Source organism: Erwinia sp. PME.40.26/001, from assembly GCF_055556675.1.
In genome coordinates this window covers 395,893-415,728 of sequence record NZ_JBVHNP010000003.1, presented here as the reverse complement: position 1 = coordinate 415,728, position 19,836 = coordinate 395,893, and the positions used below count along the sequence as shown (strand labels likewise).

Here is a 19,836-nt window from a genome sequence, read left to right as displayed (position 1 = left end):
CGGGCTTCCTGAAGCTTCGTTTTCAGTGCCTGCAGCTGCTGGGTTTCTTCAGCAAACGCCTGCTGTTCAGCGGCACGCTTCGCGGTCAGGGCCTGAAGTGAGGACTGCAGGCGATCCCTTTCTGCGGTGGCGTTCTCAGCCTCTTTACCGCGTGCGGACAGGCGCTCTTCAAGCGCCGCAATCTGATGGTGATACTGCTCAATCTGTTGCTGAAGCCCCGCATCCCGCACTTCACTGTCGCTGGCGGTCTTAAGCTGGTCACGCAGGCCAGTCTCTGCCTGCTGCGCGTCATGCAGCTGTTTTTTTAACACCGCCAGCTTATCTCTCAGGGCACTTTCCCCTGGCGTGAGGCTAAAGATCTGGCGTAAATTGCTCACCATATCCAGCATGGCTTGCTGATCAGCCGGATTGAAATGCGATGCTTTTTCAACAGCACCCGGCTGGGGCTGTTTTAAGGTAGCAGCAGCCTGCTGTAAGGCTGCAATCTGTTTTTCCAGCTGGGTAATCGCTGTATTTTTCTGCGAGATTTTCTGTTCCTGCTCTGCGAGCACCTGCTTCAGTGTCGTCAGCCGTCGGTTATCGTGCTGGGGAGCAGGTTGCCTCACGATGTGAGGGCGAGGTCGTGGCTTCACCGTGTTTTCATGCCCGATCGCGGGGGGGGGCAGTGGGCGTACCGCAGGGGTAGACGGTGGCTTTTGTTCCGCATAGGTAGTCGCAAATTGTAGGACAGCGGGTTCTTCCGCCTCTGCGGCACGGGCATGGTGAGAGGTGGCCACAAGGCAAGCCACCAGTAGGGTGGCGGCTGATAAGGCAAATGGCAGAGGATATTTATCGGTCATTGATGTGCTTCACCTTTACTGGTCAGGCTGTCCATCAGGGTTTGTGCAATTCGGGCACAGAGCTGATTCGCACGGTAGTGATAAAGTGAATCCACCGTGTCCTGAGTATTAGGATCGACACTTTTACGCAGCCCGTTATATTGCGCTGCGCTTTTCATCAGATAGTCTAATGAGCCATGAAATTTGGTGTACTCCGGTTCGCTCATGACCTGCAGTGCTTCAAGCTGCGCCTGGCAGGTTTTCAGTTTTTCGCTGTCCTGTATGTACTTGGCACTGTGCACTGTCTGCGTGGCACCAGTGGGACGAGCCGGTTTTGACGTTCCCTGGCAGCCTGAGAGTAAAAAAACCAACAGTATGGCGATCCCATTTATGGTTCGGGTTAATGAAATCCTGCAGTTTGTAATCATGAGTCACTCTGAATTAGTCGCTTAACAAATGATGATTGACCGTAACAGGTGAAGCCATACTGTCGGACAGGACAAATGGCACCCTGTCACACTTAATGAAATGGTTCACTTTTACGCAGAGAATCACACCAGCCTTCCTGAATTAACCAGTAATTGAGTTCTGCAGGGCGAACCATATTGAGCTTGGACATAATGTTTCGCTTATGCGCACTGACCGTTTTTTCACTGATATGAAGAAAACGCGCCACACCACCGTTACTGATACCCCGTGCCAGATAGCGGAGAATCTCCGTTTCACGCCTTGTCAGGTTATTGGTAATACGATTTGAACAGGGTTGGACCAGGATATTGCGTAAGCTCTGGAGCTGCTCCCGCTGCTTATTGATGACAGATAAGGTGCTGTCAACGGCTTGATCGCGGTAAAGCGTGGCATAGTGATGAATGCTGTGCACTTTCGTTTCGCCTGGGTCATCTTTCGTCTCGCTGTCTTTGATGATAAAAATGCACAGCGGCCGCATGGACATGCGTCGATTCAGATAATGGATATTGGCAACGGATAAGGAATCCTCCGCCAGGAAAATCATCTTTGCCCGGCTGTTAAAAACACAGTCGGTAAAGTCAGTGTGAATTCCTTGGTTGGAAAAATCTGCAGAAAGACATTTCGCTAATCCATCGACGTAAAAGCGATTGGCGTCATTGATGACAATGGTGATGTTATTCTTTCTCATGATTCATTACCTGAAGTTATCCTTAACCAGAGACGCCATTATCTCGCTTGAAGAGCGCCTCTACGTGACTCCTGAACAGCTTGACTGTGATACATTATATTGAAAAAGTAACATTAACGGTATCTATGTTCTACCGGTTGCCTTATTGCGATATTTAACTCTGATTTACACGGTTATTTCGGGTCGATAAATCGCAATTTAGAATTAATGGCTTTTTTTCGACACTTAATGTCGGTGTAATGATTGTGGCGAGAATAATATTTAAAAGTGTCAGCGGTTGTAATGTTATTTGACGGGTTCAGGGAAAGTAATGAAGATGAGAAAAGGGAGAGTTAACGCGTCACGCTGTTTTTTCCAGGTAAGGAAGAGTCTGATAAAACGATATTAAGTATTTTTCTTTGGCGGAGTTTGATGTAAATAGAATGGCGGGAAAGGGTGTTTTTGTAATAAAAAACAGGATGCGACGATCCTGTTTTTCTGTCATTTCGTGGGATCAGAACGCCTTTTTTGCGTAGCCGGTCATCTCTTTCAGACCCATCTCACGGCCCAGGGCGGTAGTGGGATGAACCACAATGATACCGCGCACGCTTTTCTTCAGGGCACCCATATTGGCCTGCTCTTTCTTGGTGATCGGGCGGCTGAAAGGCAGACTCTGCAACTGCTGTGCTTCTTTACTCAGTTTCTCAGCCCGGACGCCGCGCAGACGTTCGATTTCGGCTTCTAACTTATCTTTTTCTTTCAGCAGCTCACCGAGCTTTTCGCTCTCGCCTGATGCCAGCAGTACCGGCTCTTTATGATTAAGGGCATCCAGCTTGTCGCTGAGCTCTTTAATTTCTGACTTGACCTGTTCTTTCATCACGATTGACCATTAAATTGATTCATTACTGCAAAGGATACACGAAAGCGGAGCAAAGAGGGAAAAGGGCGGGTTACTTTTTGAAAGCCTGCTTCAGACTGATGCGCGAGATCAGCGCCGTTAAGGACAGGACCATCGTGGAGCGCACGACCTGCTGATAACGCTGCTGTTGCATGGCCCGCAGCCCGGCATCGTCGCGGGCAAAATCAGGGCGCGGCGGCAGGCCAGTGACACAGTGCAGTTCGCCAAACGGTCCCAGGATTTCGTCATCAGTGAAACGGTAGTCATTGCCGTCGTGATTCAGCTCTTCGCGCAGCGCCATCAGCAGCTCACCGTCTTCATATTCACTGCGGTTAATCATCCCTAAGCCGTAGATCAGCTTCAGCCGCACCGACAGCTCACCCAGCGGCCCATCGCCAAACAGAAGCGGCTCTACGGCGTATTTAACGGCGTAGTCGTCTTTACGGAACACCTGAACCACCAGGATGTTTACCGCCTCTGCCAGCAGTTCAACGGCGGCGATCAGAAAGCTTCTTACCGATCGTCCGGCATTCAGGCGTTCGAGCACCCGATTTTCAAAAGCCTGTGGTTGTTCCATGAGTGCCTGCATATCATTCTTATGGCGTAAAAACGCCCGCGCGGGCACAGCGGCGATGCCGTGCCCTGATTTTTCGTCCGTGAGGAGCGCTTGCGCCGTCATTATGCCATAGCGTTCCAGGCCTTCACTACTGCCTTCACCACATCGCTGTCGCTGTCCAGGCCGGAGATGCTGGCCAGCGTGGTGGCAACGTCCTGTTTTGCCAGCAGGTCAGCGAGCTCCTGTGCCTGCGGATCCTGATCGCTGCGATAGTGCAGCGCGGCCGCAATTCCGCTGACCAGATGGTCGTGTGGCAGCTGGTATTCCAGTGCGCCGAGCAGAGGCTTAATCAGACGGTCACCTGCGCTTAGCTTACGCAGCGGCTGGCGGCCAACGCGCTCTACGTCATCTTTCAGGTACGGGTTTTCGAAGCGGCTGAGGATTTTCTGGATGTAAGCCGCGTGCTTCACCGCATCAAAACCATAACGCTCAATCAGCACTGCACCGCTTTCTTCCATTGCACCCTGCACCACGGCCCGGATTTTCTCATCCAGAATGGCATCGCGAATGGTCTGATGGCCAGCCAGCTGCCCCAGATAAGCCGCGATAGCGTGACCGGTATTAAGGGTAAACAGTTTACGCTCAACGAAGGCCATCAGGTTGTCGGTCAGTTCCATACCCGGGATGGCGGGCAGGTCACCTTTGAACTGGGTTTTATCGACAATCCACTCGCTGAAGGTTTCCACGGTCACTTCCAGTGGGTCGCTGTTGCCCGCTGCAGACGGCGGCACAATACGGTCAACGGCAGAGTCAACGAAGCCAATATGGGCTTCCACCCAGGCGTGATATTCGGCGGGGAGAGCGTTCAGCACGTGGCCTTTCAGCTGCGTGGTGCCGCGCACCATATTTTCACAGGCAATAATGTTCAGCGGACGGGTATTAGCGCTATCACTGCGTTTGGCCAGCCCTTTGGCAATGCTGGCAGCAATGCGCTCCAGGATTTGTGGGCCAACCGCCGTGGTAACGATATCAACCTCTGCTACCAGGGCGACGATGTCATCGCTGGTGCTGTTTACGGCATTCACGCCTTTAACGATTTCGACCTGCGCCTGCTCCCCCACCACGTGCACCGGGTACTCACCGCGAGCGTTAAGCGCGTCCAGAATGTTCTGGTTCACGTCGGCGAAAGTCAGTTGAAAACCGGCATCGGCCAGCAGTTTGCCAATAAAGCCACGGCCGATATTACCGGCGCCAAAATGTAATGCTTTCATAATTATTCCCGTATCAATGAGATCAAGGTCGGGCATGTCCCGACCAAAAAAGGGCCGGGCATGCCCAGCCCTACACAGAGGTGCGTTCGTTAAACCGGCTTACGCGCGGGGTTTACCGGACAGAAGCTCAAGCACTTCCTGCACATCGGTGGTGGTCGCCAGGCGGGCGATGACGCTGTCGTCGTCCAGTGCATTGGTCAGGCTGGTGATCACCTGAATGTGTTCGTTGTTACGTGCAGCAATACCAATCACCAGGCGAGCGATATCCTCCGGCTCCTCGCCGAAGTGAACCCCGGCCGGGTACTGGCAGAACACCACGCCGGTTTTCAGCACACGGTCTTTCGCTTCCACGGTGCCGTGCGGTACGGCGATAGACTCGCCAAGATAGGTCGGCGTCAGCTTTTCACGTTCCAGCATGGCTTCAACGTATTCCGGCTCCACGTAGCCACCTTTCACCAGCTGTTCACCGGCAAAGCGGATAGCCTGTTCTTTATCGGCAGCCTGATTACCGAGGAAGATATTGGCGGCGCTCAGTTTGAACAGATGATCCTGACCATCATCAAAGCTGTCGCTCAGGGCGCTGCTGACTTTCTCGCGGTGACCTGCGCTGCGTCCTGCTTCCACCAGGCGGGCCGTCAGGTCGTTATACAGGCCGCTGTCGAGGAAGTTGGTCAGCGAAATATGCTGGGCGTGAGGAGCCTGGCGCATCGCCCGCTCCGTCAGGTCACGGTGGGTGATCACCAGGTCAACATCGCCTGGCAGACTGTTAATGGCCGTATTTGTTACGGAAATCAGCGTCAGACCCGCATCGTTAACCTTCTTACGCAGTACACCGGCACCCATGGCGCTGGAGCCCATTCCTGCATCGCAGGCGACGATGATTTTGCGCACGTGGCTCAGGTCGCCGTGCAGGCCATCAGCTGCGGCAGCAGGTGCCCCCGACTGACCTTTAGACTGAGCTTTCATTTCCTGCACGCGGCGGGAAGCGGCTTCGATATCGTCATCTTCTTTCACTTTGCTGGTTTTCAGCAGAATGGCCGAGACGACAAAGGAGACGGCAAAGGCAGCAAAGATCGCGGCGATGTTCGCGAAGTAAGCCCCTTTTGGTGTCATGGCCAGTACCGCAAGGATAGATCCCGGAGAGGCTGGCGAGACCAGGCCACCGTTCAGCAGCGTCAGGGTAAAGACACCGGTCATCCCACCGAGGATAACCGCCAGAATCAGGCGCGGATTCATCAGCACGTACGGGAAGTAAATTTCGTGAATACCGCCGAGGAAATGGATAATCGCAGCACCACCGGCAGACTGTTTGGCATTGCCACGGCCGAAGAACATATAAGCCATCAGTACGCCCATACCCGGGCCCGGGTTCGCTTCGATCAGGAAGAAGATCGACTTACCGGCTTCACTGGCCTGCTGAATACCCAGCGGCGAGAAGATGCCGTGGTTGATCGCATTATTCAGGAACAGGATTTTGGCCGGTTCCACAAAGATAGAGGTCAGCGGCAGCAGGTTGTTCTGCACCATCAGATTCACGCCAGCTGCGAGAATATGGGACAGGCCTTCCACCAGAGGACCGATCGCCAGGAATGCAAGGATAGCCAACAGCATGCCGATGATACCGGCAGAGAAGTTGTTCACCAGCATTTCAAAGCCGCTTTTGATCTTACCGTCAACCAGGCGGTCGAAGGTTTTGATCGCCCAGCCGCCCAGCGGGCCGGCAATCATCGAGCCGAGGAACATCGGCATATCAGCCCCGACAATCACGCCCATGGTGGTGATTGCCCCCACCACACCGCCGCGATCGCCGCCCACCAGACGGCCACCGGTATAACCAATCAGTAACGGCAGCAGGTAAGTGATCATCGGGCCAACCAGCTTCGCCATGGTTTCGTTTGGCAGCCACCCGGTTGGAATAAACAGCGCGGTGATAATACCCCAGGCGATGAACGCGCCGATATTTGGCATTACCATGTTGCTCAGAAAACGACCAAAGTTTTGAACTTTGATCTTGATATCTGATGAGGACATATAAAACACCCCTTATGAGTACGCGCCGACAAATAAGAGAGCGCGTTGATTTTTGTTTTAGACCTGACAGTGGGAAGCCATCAGTATCACTGTATGCAGGCGGACTCTATCACGCGAATTTGACGCTGCGTAGGTGTGCGAATATGTGTGATCAGGATCACTTTTATCAGGTGATTAAAGGGGGGGTATGAGTGATTCAGATCACAATTATTCTGGGGATGTGAAAATAACGCTGAAAAAATAGCCAGTAAGGACGGTGTTTTGTGATGTTTGTCACGTTTTAATTTTGTTGAATTCTTCTTATTTTGTGACTTATGTCACAAATTATTTTCAATGGAAAAACGCAAGGCCACACTTTTTAGCGGTGGTGTGTTCCTTCCTTTCTCCGGTAACAGACTCAACTCAGGCGTGATAATGAAAACACGCTTAAGCGAACAAATAAGCATTTGTCTTAAGTTATGGATTTAATACGATTATATTACCAGCGCTATTCCATTAGTCTTAGCTCGCCGAACATACTGATCGGTAAAGGATTCCATCAAAAATACAAGGGAAAGTTATGACTATTCGTGAATTAAATAGAGAAGAAGTTGCTACTGTCAGCGGTGCACTTTTAAGCGGCGAAAGCTTTATCCAGTCCCTGAAAGGCGTTGAGCAAATGGCAAAGCTGTATGCTGCCGTAACTCCGGAATATGCGGGTAAAGACTGGCGTTATATTGCTGCCGTTGAGCCTGGCCTGAACGCCGGTGTGAGCCAGCTGATTGATATGTTTGGCTGCAATGGTAAGCAAAGCCTGGCTAACTGGGCGCGTGATTACGCCTAAGTTGCGTTCGCGCGGGAAGGGCCACTTTGTGGCCCTTTTTTAATTCTGTCCGGTCTTAGCGACTGGCGTTCAGCACGCTTTGCGCCTGGGTCAGTGCCCTGGCATTAGCGCTGAGATTACTCATCAGTGCATTATATTGTGTGGCCTGAGCCTGGCTCGGGAACTGGATCGCCGAGCCGTTAAAGCTGACGTTCGCCCCCTGCTGCTGCAGGAAGTCCCCGGTCTGAACGGCATCCTGGCTCAGTGCCTGAAGCGCAGGCAGAAGCGGTGCCAGAGTGGTCGCCGGCTGCGTCACGACAGTGGTGTAGACGTTGTCATAGACCGTTTTCAGATCTGATGGCTGCTTTAGTGCTGCCTTGCTGCTATCGGCCTGGGTTTTTGCTGCCTGGATTTGCTGAGTCAGCACGCCCAGCGAACCGCTTGCCTGACGCAGTGCATCACGGCGCGTCAGATAATCCTGCGGCGTGCGGATCGCCGACAGTTCATCCACGACGGGTTTGAGCCCGGAATCCACCGCGCGGTTTACCTGCTGTGAGAAACCAAAAAGAATGGCATAGTCGCTGACGTAGGGGCCGAATTTCTGCTTCTGGTCTTCACTCAGGCTTGGCAGATGCTCACCGCTGCGCATCACGGTGTTTTGCAGGAAATCGATAAACGCTTTGCGCTGATCGGCTTCATTGTCGCCACAGCCGGTAAGCTGTAACACCATGAATAGCGCCATAAAAGGCACCAGCAGACGGGTCCAGATGCGTGATGATCCTGTCATCATAAGAAATTAACTCCTGTTAACAAAGACTTATTGGTTTTATTCAAACAACAAATGTTGCGTAAAGAATAGTCGAAATCAGTTTTGATGGATAGCGATGTCTGTGTAACTTATTTTTTCGTTGTTTTTTCCCGGCCAGGTTTTCCGCAAGTTGAAAAAATAAACAAAAAATATGATCCAGATCTCTCAAAATGATCTAATACTTATGATCCTGGCTTTCCCCTGTGCTGCCCCAAAAAGCGTCCCAGTGGCTGTTGTATGCCAGCATTGAGAATCTGGATATAAGGTTCTTTCCCTCTGGTTGTTCACGTTTAGTGAGTTTTTGAGGAGTGCTTATGGAGACTAAAGATCCGATGTCTGAACTGCTTTCCAGCCTGGAGCAGATTGTTCTGACCCGTAATGTGATGCATACCCTGCCAGCCATGAAAAGTGAAGTGGCACCCCCTGAGCCAAAAAGAGTTCGGGAAATTACTGGTATGCAGATTGCTGAGTTTGCCCAGGCACTGGGTGTCAGTGTTTCTTCGGTGAAAAGCTGGGAAGCGAAACGCACCAAGCCGTCCGGTAGCGCGCAGAAGTTAATGCAGTTGATCCACTCGAATCCGTGCATCAGCAGACAACTGCTGGGCTGACAGAAAAAACCCGCCAACGGCGGGTTTTGTATTTTCGCGGGCAGTCAATGATTTCCTGGCTTTCCTGTCAGTGATACAGCCGCACATCACCTTTCAGTCTCCGCTCCTCCTGCAAACGATCGTAATGTGAATGACGGACGCCGGTGTTGCGCTCCGCCCGTCAAAACATCACCTCACTGCAGCAGAGAGATATCCGCCACCTGCAGGAACAGCTCGCGCAGTTTCGCCAGCAGCGTCAGTCGGTTGATACGGATTTCTTTCTCCTCGGCATTGACCATCACACGCTCGAAGAAGTTATCCACCGCTTCACGCAGCTGCGCCAGTTCAATCAGCGCATCCTGGTAGCGTCCTTCCGCGAAGAACGGCTGCAGTTTGCTGCTCAGTGCCGACACATAGGTCGCCAGCTTGATCTCTTCATTCTCTTTCAGCAGTGACGCCTGCACGCTGTCGTTCAACGGCTCGGTGGCTTTAGCGAGAATATTCGAGACGCGCTTGTTGGCGGCCGCCAGGCTGGCTGCCTGCTCCAGCGTACGGAAGTGCGATACCGCCTTCATCCGCGCATCGAAGTCTGCCGGGCGCGTCGGACGACGGGCCAGCACGGCCTGAATGGTATCGACGCTGTGGCCCTCTTCCTGATACCAGGTACGGAAACGGCCGAGCATAAAGTCGATGACTTCATCAACGGCTTTAGCGTTAGACAGTTTGCTACCATACAGGCGCACGGCTTCTTCGGTCAGAGTTTGCAGATCCAGCGGCAGGTTCTTCTCAACGATAATACGCAGCACGCCCAGTGCGGCACGGCGCAGGGCAAACGGATCTTTATCGCCTTTCGGGTGCTGACCAATACCGAAGATCCCCGCGAGGGTATCCATCTTGTCAGCAATCGCCAGCGCGCAGGCCACCGGGTTGGACGGCAGCTGATCGCCGGCAAAGCGCGGCTGATACTGCTCGTTCAGCGCCACGGCCACGTCTTCCGCTTCGCCGTCGTGACGCGCATAGTGCATGCCCATCACGCCCTGGGTGTCGGTGAACTCAAACACCATGTTGGTCATCAGGTCGCATTTGGACAGCAGGCCCGCACGGGTAGCGTGATTCACATCTGCCCCAATCTGCGCGGCAATCCAGCCAGCCAGCGCCTGAATACGGTCGGTCTTGTCGCGCAGGGTGCCCAGTTCTTTCTGGAACAGCACGGTTTCCAGACGCGGCAGGTTATCTTCCAGACGGCGCTTACGGTCACTGTTGAAGAAGAACTCGGCGTCGGCGAGGCGTGGGCGGACCACTTTCTCGTTGCCGGAGATAATCTGCTGCGGATCTTTTGACTCAATATTGGTGACGAAGATAAAGTTCGGCAGCAGGTTGCCCGCTTTGTCGTACACCGGGAAGTATTTCTGGTCGCCCTTCATGGTGTAAACCAGCGCTTCGGCCGGCACCGCGAGGAACTTCTCCTCAAACTTCGCCGTCAGCACCACCGGCCACTCCACCAGGGCGGTCACTTCTTCCAGCAGGCTCTCGCTCAGGTCAGCCATGCCACCAATCTTCGCGGCGGCTTCTTCGGCACCCGCTTTGATCAGCGCCTTACGCACTTCGAAGTCCGGCTGCACTTTGCCGCGCTCAACCATAATCTGCGGATACTGGTCAGCGCTGTCGATAGTGAACTCAGGTTCACCCATAAAACGGTGGCCGCGAAGGGTGCGCGCTGAATCAATACCGAGGATTTTCGCCGGGATCAGCTCATCGCCCAGCAGCAGCGTCACGGTGTGTACCGGGCGCACGAACTGCACCTCGGACGCGCCCCAGCGCATCAGTTTCGGGATTGGCAGTTTCGCCAGCGAGGTGGCGATCATCGCCGGCAGCAGGACCTGGGCGCTTTCGCCGGTCACCTGGGCGCGATACAGCAGCCACTCGCCTTTGTCGGTGCTCAGGCGCTCGGCCTGGTCAACGGTGATGCCACAGCCACGGGCCCAGCCTTCAGCGGCTTTGCTCGGCACGCCGTTAGCATCAAACGCGGCCTGAATGGCCGGGCCACGTTTTTCGACTTCGCGATCGGGCTGCGCAGCGGCCAGGTTCGCCACTTTCAGCGCCAGGCGGCGCGGGGCAGCAAACCAGCTGACTTCGCCGTGGGCCAGGCCAGCGGTGTCCAGCTCAGCGGTAAAATTAGCCGCAAAGGATTCCGCCAGGCTGCGCAGGGCTTTTGGTGGCAGCTCTTCGGTGCCGATCTCCACCAGGAAGGTTTTTTCAGTCATGGCTGCCTCTTATTTCTTGTTATTGCACATCGGGAAGCCCAGTGCCTCGCGGGAGGCATAGTAGGCTTCAGCCACGGCTTTCGTCAGGGTGCGGATGCGCAGAATGTAGCGCTGACGCTCGGTGACGGAGATCGCTTTACGCGCGTCCAGCAGGTTAAAGCTGTGTGCGGCCTTCAGAATACGTTCGTAGGCAGGCAGCGGCAGCGGTTTTTCCAGCGCCAGCAGGCTCTGCGCTTCTTTCTCGTACTGCTCGAAGCAGGTAAACAGGAAGTCGACGTCAGCGTATTCGAAGTTGTAGGTAGACTGTTCCACTTCGTTCTGGTGGAACACGTCGCCGTAGGTGGTTTTACCCAGCGGGCCGTCGCTCCACACCAGATCGTAGACGCTGTCCACGCCCTGAATGTACATCGCCAGTCGCTCGAGACCGTAAGTGATCTCGCCGGTCACCGGCTTACACTCCAGGCCGCCAACCTGCTGGAAGTAGGTGAACTGCGTCACTTCCATACCGTTCAGCCATACTTCCCAGCCCAGGCCCCAGGCTCCCAGGGTTGGGTTTTCCCAGTTATCTTCCACAAAGCGGATATCATGGATGGTCGGGTCCATGCCCAGCTCTTTCAGGGAACCGAGGTACAGCTCCTGAATGTTGTCCGGGGACGGCTTGATGATCACCTGGAACTGGTAGTAGTGCTGCAGGCGGTTCGGGTTTTCCCCGTAGCGGCCATCGGTCGGACGGCGCGACGGCTGCACGTAGGCAACGGCGGTCGGCTCCGGGCCCAGCGCACGCAGGCAGGTCATAGGATGGGACGTACCCGCGCCGACTTCCATATCCAGCGGTTGGATAATGGTGCAGCCCTGGCGAGCCCAGTAATCCTGTAAGGTCAGGATCAGCCCCTGAAAGGTCTTGGTATCAAACTTTGGCATGTTGATTTCGCACGCGATACGAGTCGTTATAAAAAGTGGGCGTCAGTATACCCTTTGACCGGCGCTATTACCAAAATGCCGTGATCATTCCCCGGGGAAATTTTTGTCGCCCGCGCCACATAATCCCTTCATCCTGGTCTGAATTTTCGTTCATCAGGTTGTTGAAGCGCATGGACCTGGCTACCCTCAGTTTCGCTGTACATAGGAAGTGGCGAGAAAATGAGGATGAAATGTCGCAAAAGATTGGATGGATAGAGAATTTACGTGCCGTGGCCTGCCTGATGGTGATTATGATCCACACCACCACCTGGTATGTCACTACCGGGCTGTCAGTGGGCGAACACAGCTGGGATCTCTCCAACCTGTTGAACTCTGCCTCCCGTGTCTGTGTGCCGATCTTCTTTATGATTTCCGGTTATTTGTTCTTTGGCGAACGCAGCGCGCAAGGGCGGCATTTTCTGCGCATCGTGCTGTGCCTGCTGTTCTACAGCGCGGTGGCGCTGCTTTACATCACCCTGCTGACGCCGATCAACGAAGCGATGTCGGTGAAGCACCTGCTGCAAAAGCCGGTGTTCTATCACCTGTGGTTCTTCTTCGCGATTATGGTGATTTACCTGCTGTCGCCGCTGATACAGGTGAAACCGGTGCGGGCGCGCTACCTGGCGGTGGTGACGCTGGTGCTGGCGCTGCTGGCCAACCCCAACACCATTGACAGCTCGGTGGCCCGCTTCCACTGGCTGCCGATCAACCTGTATATCAGCGGGGACACCATCTATTACCTGCTGTATGCGCTGTTTGGCCGGGCGATTGGCATGATGGAGACGCAGAAGCGCGGCGTCTCCTGGCTGGCCGGGGGCGTATTTGCCGCCTGCGTGCTGACGATTGCTTTTGGCACCAAACGTCAGTTCGCCATCAACGGTGCCTTTGCTGATACCTGGTATCTGTACTGTGGGCCGGCGGTGTTTTTTGCCGCCGTCAGCCTGCTGGTGCTGTTTAAAAACACCCTGAACGACCGTGTGAATCCGTTTTTCGCGCTGATTTCGCGCTGCTCCCTGCCGATCTACGGCTTTCACGCGCTGTTTATCCACTATATGCGCACCCATGACCTGGATAACACCGACCATCCGCTGATCGACATCCCGCTGATTTTCGCTATTACCCTGGGCGGCAGCCTGCTGCTGGCGCTGGGTTTACAGAAACTGGACAAGCGCCGCCTGGTCAGCTGACCTTTTCCTGCGCGTCTTTCGCCACCTTCAGCGGGCGCAGCCGACGGATGCGCGGGTTAAGGATCACCTTCGGCATGCGCACCAGCCTGCGGCGGTTCGGGTTACGCACCGGGCGCTCGTGCCACAGCTTGAGCATAATCACCGTTAGCGCCAGCAGCGCGGTAATGCCGTTGGCCGCCATTACCGGCACGTCGTGCATACGGTGGCCATACCACGTCCAGCAGGCAACCCCGAAGAACAGCGCCGCCCACATTCCCAGCGACAGGCCGCTGGTGTCCTTATTCTTCACGATATGCAGCACCTGCAGGCAGAACGAGCCGGTGGTCACCCAGGCCGCCAGCGTGCCCAGCCAGACCGGCCACGGAGAAAGAAAAATAATCGACAACAGTGCCAGCGCGACGGTGGTGGCCACAATGAGCAGGTTCTTCATAACGTTTGTGCCTCGTGTCAGTAAGCAGTGGGATTACGCTTTTTTGTAGCTAAATCGGTTTAGCTTTTGATGTAAAAAAAAGCGCAATGTTACAGGTAACACTAGCACAGGCGTTGAGCGAATTGAAATCGGGCAGGGTGCTCCCTGGTGAAAGTGAGCAGAGCGGCCTTTTTCTGACGACGATTATTTCAGGGTGTTATCCCCCTTCCTTTTTCACCCCTCCCAGCGCTGTAATGCCCGGCGCAGCTGGCGCGATGAGGAGAACCCGGCCGACAGCGCGGCGCGTTCATTGCCTTCGCCCTGCTGCAGGCGCTGCTGGGCAATCGTCAGCCGCAGCTGTTCATGATAGTCACGTACGCTGATGCCGAGATGCTGACGGAACAGCCGCGTCAGATGGCGCGCGCTGACGTGGACTCTGGCGGCAATCTCCTCCAGCGGCCACTCCTGCTCCGGCTGCAGGGTCAGCAGATCCTGCGCGCGGTGAATGGCGGGGTGAATGTGGTTGCGGTAGCGCAGCCAGGGAGACAGCTGCGGATCTTCCCCCGAACGGCGAAAATAGACCACCATTTCCCGCGCCACATCCATCGCCGTCTGCGCGCCGCACAGGCGGTTAATCAGATGCAGCGACAGGTCGATACCGGCGGTAATGCCCGCGCTGGTCCAGATGCCGCGATCTTCGACGAAGATGCGGTTTTCTTTCACAATCGCCCCCGGTTCGGCTTTTTTCAGCCGATCTATTACCTCATGATGCGTAGTGCACTGTACGCCGTTCATCAGCCCGGCTTTCGCCGCCAGCAGGGAGCCAGAGCAGATGCACACCAGCGACACGTCACCGGCATGAATGGCGGGCTGAATGCGCATCAGCCAGTGACGCGCGGCCACCGCCTGCGGCGTGTCGAACCACACTTTAGAGTCGCTGACGCCCGGGATCACCAGCAGGCTCCCGGCTGGCAGGGATTCCGGCAATGGCTCAATGCGGCTGATGTACATCTCGGTGGAGGTGAGCACGGATTCATCCGGGCCGATATAGCGCAGCGAAAACGCCCCTGCTGCCAGCTTCAGCGTTTCCGCCGGACCAGTGAGATCCAGCGTCATCACACCGGGCAGGGTTACAAACCACACCGGGATCGTCATATTATGCAAGCTCCTGCAGGCAGCCCTCAGCGGTGCGGATATCGGCAAAACGATGGATCAGCACGCTTTCGGTACGGTGGCGTAAGTCGGCAATGCTCAGGGTAATCCCATCATGGGTGATTGGGAAGGTCAGCGTTGCCTCGGTGACATAGGTCACGCGATAGCCGAAGTCCGACGCCACGCGGGCGGTGGTTTCACAGCACTGCTCAGTGCGCAGGCCGCTGATAATCACATGCTTCACCCTGTTCTGTTCCAGCCACTGCTGCAGGCCCGATTCGGTCAGGGCGTTATGTACTTTTTTGCGGAAGCTGGCGACCGGCTCATGGGTCAGAAACGGCAGACGCACCACCAGACCGGATCCCGGCGCAAAGGCTCCTTCGCTTTCGACATGGAACACATCCACTACCGGGATCCCCTTCGCCTGACAGCCCGCCACCAGGGTGCTTAATGCTTTTTCGAATGCCGGGGTTTCTGGCGTTTCCTTGTAGCCACGCTCATAGAAGGATTGCTGGGCATCAATCACTAACAGTACGGTATCGGTCATTTCTGGACTCCTGCTGGATGGGATTAACGCTATGATGGACGGGATAAGGCAGGGAAAGAAGGCCAAAAACGGACAGCTTACTGTCGGTGTGGGACATGGGGACGATTTCGGTAAAACCCGGAGTTTATTTGTGGTCATTGGCAATGGTATACTCAGCCCCTCTTCAAAAGGGAAGATCGTCGTCTCCGGTGAGGCGGCTGGACTTCAAATCCAGTTGGGGCCGCCAGCGGTCCCGGGCAGGTTCGACTCCTGTGATCTTCCGCCAAAGCGTATCTGTGTCAACCATCTTGATCGTTATGCTGCCTGACATCGGTTCATCACAGGCACATCCCATCTGCATTATCGCCGCTTCCCGTTCCGTCAGTGTGTGATCCAAACCCGGTAAGCACTGAGCAAGGCGACATCGCACATGAGGATACCCGTCACTCTTCCTGGCAGGTTCAACAGAAACGGACCTGTAAGGTTAATCTTTAATGTCTACGCATTCATTTTTTTAATAAACTTCGTTTTTTATTTATTAAGGGCGTTAAGGAATAAGCTGATCTTTTATATTTATTTTATTAATTTATTCCTCTCATTTACGTCAGCGTAAAGGCTCCCCATTATTTCCCATTCTGGAATTCTCCTCGCATTTTATTTTCTCTGTTACAGCGATTTATCATTCTTTTTTCGCTATTTTAGGGTGAGTCATCAGTGTGTTTTTATACAGGAAGGTTTTTATGAATCGCGGTGTTAACGGGCGGCAACCCGTTAACACCGCTGACCACAACAACTAACAGGACTAGTTATCATGGCTAAATACGATTGTAAGTCAGAACCCGTTATTTCCAAAATCCAGCGAAAGTTGAAAGTGGGCTATATCAGCATTCGGCATGAGGATGCCAAAACCGGGTTAACGCATCATTATTCGCGCAGCCCGTCGCTGAATCTCAAGGGGCTGTGGCTGGAGGCGTGTGGTTTTCCCACCGATACGCCCGTCACGGTGCGGGTGATGCCAGGCTGTCTGGTGATCACCGCACAGCCCGCCCCGCCGCCCGTTACGCCTGCGCATGAGCTGCTGGCCCGCAGCGAAGCGCTGCCGGAAGCCGCCCTGAAAGAGCTGCACACGGTGATGGAGGCACTGCTGATCCGCGAAGGGCTGGGCAGCACCGTTGTTTAAAACCCACAGCGAGCAGCGGCATACCCGGGCGGGCCGAAAAAAGGCCTGCCCCTGCGAAAGTCTGGAAGGGTCACCTGATGACGGCCCGGTATTCCAGACCCTCTCGCGGCACATTCTATGCGGTTACCTCAGCGGGATCCACGCCATCGGCACCAACGATACCAACCGGAAATTGACCGATCTGGAGCTTGGTGGGTATGATACCCACTGCCGCTATACATGGAAGTATGAGGCATTAATGAAAAGTGAAGATCTCATCAGAGAACTGAAAAGAGCCGGTTGGGAGCATGTCCGCACCAGAGGGTCGCATCATATTTTTGAAAAAAAAGGTGAGCCTGAGCCAATAGTGGTTCCGCATCCTACAAAGGATTTAGCCGTTGGTACGTTACACAGAATCCTGAAGCAACTGGGTGAAAAATAGGTCATGAGGTGCTTGCTGACGCACGTCACTTTTAAAGAGAGGAAAATCATGAAATATCCGGTCTATCTCCATCAGGCAGAAAGCGGCACCTGGTCCGGCTTTGTCCCAGATTTATCAGGATGTTACTTTGCGGGTGAAACTATTGATGATGCGATTGCTGATGCGCATGCATCCATGACGACCTACCTGGATTATCGCAATGAACAGGGCAAAGACGTGCCTGCCGCCCGGACGATCAACAATCTTAAAGATGATGAAGATTGTCAGGGGGGCATCTGGGGGTTTGTTGATATCGATACGTCCAGATATGAAGGAAAAGCGATAAAGCTAAATATTACGCTGCCGCAGAATTTATTAATCAGAATAGACAGTTATGTCAGTCATCATGGTGATTTTTCCAGCCGTAGCGGTTTTTTTGCCGAGTTGGCCCGAAGGGAATTACTCAGGCATTCTTAATATCGCTGCCATTTATAAGACGGGGCTATACGTTGTGTTTCCGGGTGGACCGAAAAAAGGCCTGCCCCTGCCTAACCCGGCCCCTGAAAGGCGGCGTATTCAGCACCCCTTGCATCTTCCCGGCACTGGCCTAAAATTTCCCTCTCTTTAGCGCAAGGAACATCGGATGTCACAGCACTGGTGGAAGGATCTGCACGACCGCAATCAGGCCTGGCTGGGGCTGGCATTACACAGCCAGAGGCCGCTGACGTCGCCCATTCTGGAAATGCACAGCGGGCATCATGGCCGCATGGCGCTGTCGCTGCGCGGTGTGCCGCTGTTCTGGGCCTCAATGCTGAAGGATCACTCCGGCCTGTGGCTGGTGTTCAACACTGAACATCCCGATCCGCAGGCCGTCTTCCCACCCATTACCTCACCGGCGCTGGAGTCCATTCGGCGTACCGGGCCGGAGGCGTGGATCGGCGAATGGTGCCGTTACTTTGCCCGCTATCTGCTGACGGCGGATGTTCCGCTGCTGCCGGCGGGCCGCTGGCTGCTGCGCCCGATGCTGCCCGCTGTTCCCACTGCGCCTTACGCGCTGCAGCGACAGCCCGCGCTGAAGGACTGGCGTTTTCACGCGCCAGCGCAGAGCGGCAATATCGGTTTTAGCTGGTCACTGTTTGGCAACGACATTCCGGATATGACAGCCCCGGTTCGCGTTTCACAGGTGGACTGGTGGTGGAACGGTACCCCGCTGCTGGCGCGCTATGCCATTCAGCCCGACGCCGGGCGTCTGAAGTGGTGGCGCAAAAAAGTCCGGGAAGGGACGCTGCCGCCGGTGCTGGTACGCTTTTTTGCCGGGCTGGGTTCGTTCGTGATTCTGGACGGGCATTACCGCTTACAGGCTGCTATCGAAGAGGGCATTCCGCCATTGTTCCTGGTGCTCAGTGAGCTGGGGGAAAGAACCTTCCCGTCCAACCCGGAACATCAGGCGAAGATCGAAGCAGCGCTGGCAGCACAGCAGCAAAAGAACTCCGCCAGCAGTATCGACGGCATGAATCAGACGCTGATCGATCTGTATGACAATACGGAGATTTACGCCCCGGGCCAGAGCCGGGCCGTGCTGGGTGAGGGGGAACGCTGGGCGCGGGAGGTGACGGCATATCTGCGCAGGTATGGGGAAGACGCCGTGCTGGAGAAAATGCTAAAGCGCATATCGTCCGTAGCCTGACAACGGGAGAAAGTCGATCCATATGCGCTATGAGATCCCGGCGGGAGCTCTGGCATACTGTACAGATCATAACGTACTTAGTCCGATCAACGTGGAGGCATGATGACAAAGGAAAATTTAACGCTATCGCCAGCAGGCGAGTTTGTTATGTTTGCCAGCGGCGATGGAAATGTGCGTGTTGAATGTCGCTTTGAGAGCGAAACACTGTGGCTTTCTCAGGCCGCTATTTGTGATCTATATGGAAAAGCCAAAGCGACAATCAGTGAACATATAAAAAATATTTTTGAAGAGGGTGAAATGGTTGAAAATGCAGTTGTTCGGTTTTACCGAACAACTGCCAGTGATGGAAAAAATTACCGGGTTCAATACTTTAGTCTGCCGGTGATCCTCGCTGTTGGTTATCGCGTCCGTTCCCCCCGTGGTAGGCAGTTCCGTCAGTGGGCGACGCAAACACTCCAGGAATACCTGATAAAAGGTTTCGTGATGGACGACCAGCGGCTGAAAAATCCCCCTGTTGGTTCATCTGCTGTGCCTGACTATTTCGACGAGATGCTGGAACGCATCCGCGATATTCGTGCGAGCAAGCGTCGCGTCTATCTGCGGGTTAGAGAGATCTTTGTGTTAGCCGCCGATTATCAACCTTCGCTCAAAGAGACAACGCAGTTCTTTCAAACAATCCAGAATAAATTGCATTTCGCTTGTACTGGCCGCACCGCTGCTGAATTGATCCATTATCGTGCGGATGCCAGCCAGCCCCATATGGGACTGACCAGCTATAAAGGTGAGGAAGTCATCAAAAGTGATGTGACAGTGGCTAAAAATTATCTTATTCAAGATGAAGTTAGTGAACTGAACCGTGTGGTCAGCATGTGGCTGGATTTTGCGGAAGATCAGGCCCGGCGGCGTCAGCAGGTGTTCCTGCGTGACTGGCAGGAAAAGCTGGATCAGTTCCTGCAATTCAACGATCGCGATGTTCTTCAGGGCGCAGGTACGGTCAGTAAGAAAATGGCAGATGAAAAAGCACAGGCTGAATACGCTCAGTTTGCCGAACAGCAGCGACGTCTGAAAGAAACAGAAGGAGGAAAGGACATTGCCCGTTTGCTTAAGTGGGAAAAAGACGACGGGAAGTCATCCTGAGTTTTGCCTTAATCCCATCGGCATGCCG

The 19,836-nt window shown here is 54.4% G+C and carries 21 protein-coding genes and 1 tRNA gene; 9 read left to right on the top strand and 13 right to left on the bottom strand.

What is annotated here, in order from left to right:
• The 7 genes from ACZ3HG_RS12350 to ACZ3HG_RS12320 form a co-directional block, all read right to left on the bottom strand.
• Window positions 1–632 (bottom strand): hypothetical protein (locus ACZ3HG_RS12350; RefSeq protein WP_465332956.1); only part of this gene is annotated, 632 nt, incomplete at its 3' end.
• Between the two features lie 203 nt (window positions 633–835).
• Window positions 836–1,120, bottom strand: a complete 285-nt coding sequence (locus ACZ3HG_RS12345) for a hypothetical protein (protein WP_465332955.1) — start codon at window positions 1,118–1,120, stop codon at window positions 836–838.
• 218 nt (window positions 1,121–1,338) lie between these two features.
• A complete protein-coding gene (locus ACZ3HG_RS12340) occupies window positions 1,339–1,974 on the bottom strand; it encodes a response regulator transcription factor (RefSeq protein ID WP_465332954.1) in 636 nt (211 codons plus the stop codon).
• 493 nt (window positions 1,975–2,467) lie between these two features.
• Complete coding sequence (locus ACZ3HG_RS12335) at window positions 2,468–2,830, bottom strand: YibL family ribosome-associated protein (RefSeq protein WP_465332953.1); 363 nt, start codon at window positions 2,828–2,830, stop codon at window positions 2,468–2,470.
• Window positions 2,831–2,903: 73 nt separating this feature from the next.
• A complete protein-coding gene (mtlR, locus tag ACZ3HG_RS12330; RefSeq protein ID WP_465332952.1) occupies window positions 2,904–3,440 on the bottom strand; it encodes a mannitol operon repressor MtlR in 537 nt (178 codons plus the stop codon).
• A gap of 89 nt (window positions 3,441–3,529) precedes the next feature.
• A complete protein-coding gene (mtlD, locus tag ACZ3HG_RS12325) occupies window positions 3,530–4,678 on the bottom strand; it encodes a mannitol-1-phosphate 5-dehydrogenase (protein ID WP_191935212.1) in 1,149 nt (382 codons plus the stop codon).
• A gap of 99 nt (window positions 4,679–4,777) precedes the next feature.
• Window positions 4,778–6,709 (bottom strand): PTS mannitol transporter subunit IICBA, encoded by a 1,932-nt coding sequence (locus ACZ3HG_RS12320; RefSeq protein WP_465332951.1) that lies wholly within the window; start codon window positions 6,707–6,709, stop codon window positions 4,778–4,780.
• 559 nt (window positions 6,710–7,268) lie between these two features.
• Between ACZ3HG_RS12320 and ACZ3HG_RS12315 the strand changes: the two genes are divergently transcribed.
• The gene (locus tag ACZ3HG_RS12315) at window positions 7,269–7,532 is read left to right on the top strand and encodes a hypothetical protein (RefSeq protein ID WP_465332950.1); all 264 of its coding nucleotides are present in this window, start codon (window positions 7,269–7,271) and stop codon (window positions 7,530–7,532) included.
• A 55-nt stretch (window positions 7,533–7,587) separates the two neighbouring features.
• Here ACZ3HG_RS12315 and ACZ3HG_RS12310 read toward each other — a convergent pair whose 3' ends face one another.
• Window positions 7,588–8,301, bottom strand: coding sequence for a DUF3053 domain-containing protein (locus ACZ3HG_RS12310; RefSeq protein ID WP_191935209.1), 714 nt, complete (start codon window positions 8,299–8,301; stop codon window positions 7,588–7,590).
• Window positions 8,302–8,633: 332 nt separating this feature from the next.
• On the opposite strand from ACZ3HG_RS12310, the gene ACZ3HG_RS12305 reads away from it, so the two are divergent.
• Complete coding sequence (locus ACZ3HG_RS12305; RefSeq protein ID WP_191935208.1) at window positions 8,634–8,927, top strand: HTH-type transcriptional regulator; 294 nt, start codon at window positions 8,634–8,636, stop codon at window positions 8,925–8,927.
• A gap of 173 nt (window positions 8,928–9,100) precedes the next feature.
• Here the strand turns inward: ACZ3HG_RS12305 and glyS are convergent, their stop codons facing one another.
• Together glyS and glyQ are read right to left on the bottom strand one after the other, a co-directional pair.
• Entirely contained in the window at window positions 9,101–11,170 is a 2,070-nt protein-coding gene (glyS, locus tag ACZ3HG_RS12300) for a glycine--tRNA ligase subunit beta (protein WP_191935207.1), read from the bottom strand.
• Window positions 11,171–11,179: 9 nt separating this feature from the next.
• Window positions 11,180–12,091 (bottom strand): glycine--tRNA ligase subunit alpha, encoded by a 912-nt coding sequence (gene glyQ, locus ACZ3HG_RS12295; RefSeq protein WP_154753307.1) that lies wholly within the window; start codon window positions 12,089–12,091, stop codon window positions 11,180–11,182.
• A gap of 230 nt (window positions 12,092–12,321) precedes the next feature.
• Between glyQ and ACZ3HG_RS12290 the strand changes: the two genes are divergently transcribed.
• The gene (locus ACZ3HG_RS12290; protein ID WP_465332949.1) at window positions 12,322–13,317 is read left to right on the top strand and encodes an acyltransferase; all 996 of its coding nucleotides are present in this window, start codon (window positions 12,322–12,324) and stop codon (window positions 13,315–13,317) included.
• Here ACZ3HG_RS12290 and ACZ3HG_RS12285 read toward each other — a convergent pair.
• The 3 genes from ACZ3HG_RS12285 to ACZ3HG_RS12275 form a co-directional block, all read right to left on the bottom strand.
• Window positions 13,310–13,747 (bottom strand): SemiSWEET family sugar transporter, encoded by a 438-nt coding sequence (locus ACZ3HG_RS12285; RefSeq protein ID WP_244633744.1) that lies wholly within the window; start codon window positions 13,745–13,747, stop codon window positions 13,310–13,312. The genes ACZ3HG_RS12290 and ACZ3HG_RS12285 overlap by 8 nt on opposite strands.
• 213 nt (window positions 13,748–13,960) lie before the next feature.
• On the bottom strand, window positions 13,961–14,881 hold the full coding sequence (locus ACZ3HG_RS12280) for a GlxA family transcriptional regulator (RefSeq protein WP_465332948.1): 921 nt from the start codon (window positions 14,879–14,881) through the stop codon (window positions 13,961–13,963).
• Between the two features lies 1 nt (window position 14,882).
• Window positions 14,883–15,425, bottom strand: a complete 543-nt coding sequence (locus ACZ3HG_RS12275) for an isochorismatase family protein (RefSeq protein ID WP_465332947.1) — start codon at window positions 15,423–15,425, stop codon at window positions 14,883–14,885.
• A 170-nt stretch (window positions 15,426–15,595) separates the two neighbouring features.
• Here ACZ3HG_RS12275 and ACZ3HG_RS12270 point away from each other — a divergent pair.
• The 6 genes from ACZ3HG_RS12270 to ACZ3HG_RS12245 all read left to right on the top strand — a co-directional run bounded on the left by ACZ3HG_RS12270 (window position 15,596) and on the right by ACZ3HG_RS12245 (window position 19,808).
• Window positions 15,596–15,690 (top strand) — tRNA-Sec (locus ACZ3HG_RS12270).
• Between the two features lie 525 nt (window positions 15,691–16,215).
• A complete protein-coding gene (locus ACZ3HG_RS12265) occupies window positions 16,216–16,584 on the top strand; it encodes a SymE family type I addiction module toxin (protein ID WP_465332946.1) in 369 nt (122 codons plus the stop codon).
• The gene (locus ACZ3HG_RS12260; RefSeq protein WP_465332945.1) at window positions 16,577–17,005 is read left to right on the top strand and encodes a type II toxin-antitoxin system HicA family toxin; all 429 of its coding nucleotides are present in this window, start codon (window positions 16,577–16,579) and stop codon (window positions 17,003–17,005) included. Before ACZ3HG_RS12265 ends, ACZ3HG_RS12260 begins: the two co-directional genes overlap by 8 nt.
• 48 nt (window positions 17,006–17,053) lie before the next feature.
• A complete protein-coding gene (locus ACZ3HG_RS12255; protein WP_191937143.1) occupies window positions 17,054–17,461 on the top strand; it encodes a type II toxin-antitoxin system HicB family antitoxin in 408 nt (135 codons plus the stop codon).
• 166 nt (window positions 17,462–17,627) lie between these two features.
• Window positions 17,628–18,671, top strand: coding sequence for a hypothetical protein (locus ACZ3HG_RS12250; protein WP_465332944.1), 1,044 nt, complete (start codon window positions 17,628–17,630; stop codon window positions 18,669–18,671).
• Window positions 18,672–18,773: 102 nt separating this feature from the next.
• Window positions 18,774–19,808, top strand: coding sequence for a virulence RhuM family protein (locus ACZ3HG_RS12245; RefSeq protein WP_465332943.1), 1,035 nt, complete (start codon window positions 18,774–18,776; stop codon window positions 19,806–19,808).
• Window positions 19,809–19,836 lie beyond the last annotated feature (28 nt).